The following is a 3637-nucleotide window of genomic DNA, read 5'->3' as shown; positions in this document are numbered from 1 at the left end:
CTTGCGCTCCAATCAAATTCACCACCTTGATTCCCCGCGTATCCGGCACCTCCGCATACGACAACACCTTCAACTGCGGCAAGCTCCTGCGCAGGAACCGCGCAAGCATCGCTCGCAGAGAATGCTGCACCAGCAGCACCGGCGGCAACCCGATGTTCTGCTGCCTCATGATCGCGTTCTGCGTCGAATTCAAAAGCGTCTGTGCCAATCCCGGCTCCAGCCCCGGATTCGCCCCCGTCGATAAAGCCTGCGACAACACCCGCTCAAGCGCCGGGTCCAGCCCCATCACCTGCAATTCGCCACTCCCCGGATACCACTGCTGCGTAATCGCGCGGCCAAGCGCAAGACGCACGGCGGCGGTCAGATCGTGTGCATCGGAGATCTTGGGGGCGTGTTCCTGAAGCGCATCGACGATCGTGCGCATGTCGCGAATCGGCACGCCTTCATCCAGCAAGTTCTGCAGCACCTTTTGCAGCGTGGTCAGGGCCATGACCTTCGGCACCAGATCTTCGATCAGCGTCGGCGTGTCCTTGCCAACGCGTTCCAGCAACGCCTGAACTTCCTGACGCCCGAGCAACTCGGCGGCGTGCGTCACGACCAGATGATTCAAATGCGTGGCGACAACCGTGCTGGCATCGACGACCGTATAGCCGTAGACCTGCGCCTGCTCACGCAAATTCGTATCGATCCAGACAGCCGGCAAGCCGAACGCCGGGTCTTGCGTCGGGCTGCCCGGCAGCGTGGCCGTGACCTGACCCGGATTGATTGCGAGCCACTGGCCAGGGAACGCTTCGCCTACGCCGACTTCCACGCCTTTCAACGCAATCCGATACCCGTTCGGCCGCAATTCCAGGTTGTCGCGGATATGAATCACCGGCGGCAAAAAGCCGATTTCCTGCGCGAATTTCTTCCGGATGCCCTTGATGCGCTTGAGCAACTCGCCATCGGTATTGCGGTCGACGAGCGGAATCAGCCGATACCCCACTTCAAGCCCAAGCGGGTCGATCATCGCGACGTCGTCCCAGCTCGCTTCGCTGTTCTCGACCGGTGCGGCGGCGGGCGCCACGAGTTCGGTCACGGCGTCCGCTTTCTTCTTCGCCTGGGCGCGCTGGTTCATCGTGCGTGCGGCATAGACAAGACCGCCGCCAAGCAGCAAGAACGCGAAATGCGGCATGCCCGGAATCAACCCCATGACCCCGATGATCACGCCCGTGATCATCAGCACGCGTGGGTTGCTGAACAACTGCCCGGTCAACTGCGTACCAATGTCTTCTTCGGTCGCTACGCGCGACACGATCACGCCGGCGGCCGTCGAAATGATCAGCGACGGAATCTGCGCGACGAGACCATCGCCGATGGTCAGCAGCGTGTAGTTGGTGGCGGCGTGCGCGAAGTCCATGTCGTGCTGCAACATCCCGACGATCAACCCGCCCACGATGTTGATCACCATGATCAGCAAACCGGCGATTGCATCGCCGCGAACGAACTTGCTCGCGCCGTCCATCGAACCGTAGAACTCGGCTTCTTGCGCGACCTGCACGCGGCGTTTGCGCGCCTGATCTTCGTTGATGAGGCCGGCGTTCAGGTCGGCATCGATTGCCATCTGCTTGCCCGGCATTGCATCGAGCGTGAAGCGCGCGCCGACTTCCGCAATCCGCCCTGCACCCTTGGTGATCACCATGAAGTTGATGATCATCAGGATCACGAACACGACGATACCGACCGCGAAGTTGCCGCCCACGAGGAAGTGGCCGAACGATTCGATGACCTGGCCGGCGGCATCGGGACCGGTATGGCCTTCCAGCAACACGATTCGCGTCGATGCCACGTTCAGCGACAAGCGCAGCAACGTGGAGAACAGCAGCACGGCAGGGAACGCGGCGAAGTCGAGCGGCTTTTGCGTGTACATGCTGACAAGCAGCACCATCACGGAAAGCGCGATGTTGAACGTGAACAGCAAGTCGAGCAGGAACGCCGGCAACGGCAAGATCATCATGCCGAGGATCATGCAGATCAGCACCGGCCCGGCCAGCGCCCTCAAGTTCTGCGTTCCCAACGCCTCAGGGCGCTTCGAGAAAAATCCGGCGCGCGCGTTCATGCTTTGCTTCCTTTGACTGATTCGTTTTTAGCGGCTTCTTCAGCCAGCGCTTCTGCAGCTTCCTGATCGGCTTCGGATTCGGGGACGCTGCCTTTATCGAGTTCCGGGGGAACCTCGAGGTTGTCCGGTTCGTCCGGCCGCTCGCCGCCGTTTTCCTTGAACTTGCGCAACTGATACACCCACGCCAGAACCTGCGCGACCGCGCCGTAAAGCGCGCCCGGAATTTCGCGATTGATCTCGACGTTGTGATAAAGCGCGCGAGCGAGCGGCGGCGCTTCGAGCAGCGGAATGTTGTGCTCGCGCCCAAGTTCGCGGATGCGTGCCGCCACGAGGTTCACACCCTTCGCAACGACCTTCGGTGCGCGCATTTCGCCATCGGCGTATTTGAGCGCGACGGCGAAGTGCGTCGGGTTCGTCACGATCACATCGGCCGTGGGGATTGCCGTCATCATCCGGCGGCGCGCGGCTGCACGTTGCTGCGCACGAATGCGTCCCTTGACGTGCGGATCGCCATCGCTTTCACGATGTTCACGCTTCACTTCTTCCTTGCTCATGCGCAGCTTCTTGGCATGCGTCCAGAGCTGGTAGGGGACATCGAGCGCGGCGACCAGGAACAAGCCCGCGATCGCCATGCCGCAGCACACCACGATCAGGTGCATGGCATCGGCGAGGGCGAGGCTCAGCGGCTTTGTCACGAGACCGAGCACTTCTTCTTTCCGATGCCACATCGCCCAGCCGGCCAGCCCGCCGACAACCAGCGTCTTCAGAATGGACATGCCGAGCGCGATAGGCCCTTGCGACGAGAAGATCTTGCCCAGTCCGCTGATTGGATTAAGCCGGCCGAAGTTCGGAGAGAGCGGTTTGGTGGTGAGAAGCCACCCGCCGAGCGCCATGGGCGCAATGACGGCGGCGAGTGCGGTCAGCGCGAGCACGGGAAAGAGGGCGAAGAAACCTTCCTTGCCGGCTGCTGCTGCGCCGATCAGCATCTGGTTGGTATCGAGTACGGTGTTGTGGTTGAACGTGAGCGCGCCGCGCAGGATGGACTGCAGATGCTGGTTGATCGGCCCGGACATGCCATAGACGCCAAAGAATCCCGCCGATAACAGCGCAAACGAAGCCAGTTCCCGTGAGCGCGCGACCTGACCTTCCTCCCGCGCCTTATCGAGGCGCTTAGGAGTTGCTGATTCGGTCTTTTCGAGATCGCTTTCTTCTGCCACGTCGCTGCACTCCGGTCAGCCGGCCTTCGATGAAGACCTGAGCTTCTGATCCAGTGAAGCGATTATTGCGAAAAGCTGACCGTGACCATTGGCTGATCAGGGCGGAGAAAGGGGGGTAATTCGGAGAATGAAGAGGCCGGCGCCCCGCCGGTTGACCGGTTGATTGCCACAGACACTGGTGGCGAAGCGTGTGGGTATCCGTGTTCGGAGGGGGAGGGTTTCAACTGTTCGATGTTATGACGGCAACCGTTTTTCTGAAGTACCAAACAGTTGTCAGTGCACGCTCGGGACACTTATGTGCCTTCGGTGGAGAGGCGTTTTC

The 3637-nt window shown here is 61.1% G+C and carries 2 protein-coding genes; both read right to left on the bottom strand.

Features of this window, described 5'->3' with window-relative positions; translation table 11 throughout:
* Positions 1-2098 (bottom strand): flagellar biosynthesis protein FlhA (flhA, locus tag ACFFAR_RS27910; RefSeq protein WP_174365004.1); only part of this gene is annotated, 2098 nt, incomplete at its 3' end.
* Complete coding sequence (flhB, locus tag ACFFAR_RS27905) at positions 2095-3315, bottom strand: flagellar biosynthesis protein FlhB (RefSeq protein ID WP_062000646.1); 1221 nt, start codon at positions 3313-3315, stop codon at positions 2095-2097. The genes flhA and flhB, both read right to left, overlap by 4 nt.
* Between the last annotated feature and the right edge of the window lie 322 nt (positions 3316-3637).

It is taken from the genome of uncultured Caballeronia sp. (genome assembly GCF_964243625.1).
Classification (GTDB): Bacteria; Pseudomonadota; Gammaproteobacteria; order Burkholderiales; family Burkholderiaceae; genus Caballeronia.
This window is presented reverse-complemented; position numbering and strand designations above follow the sequence as displayed.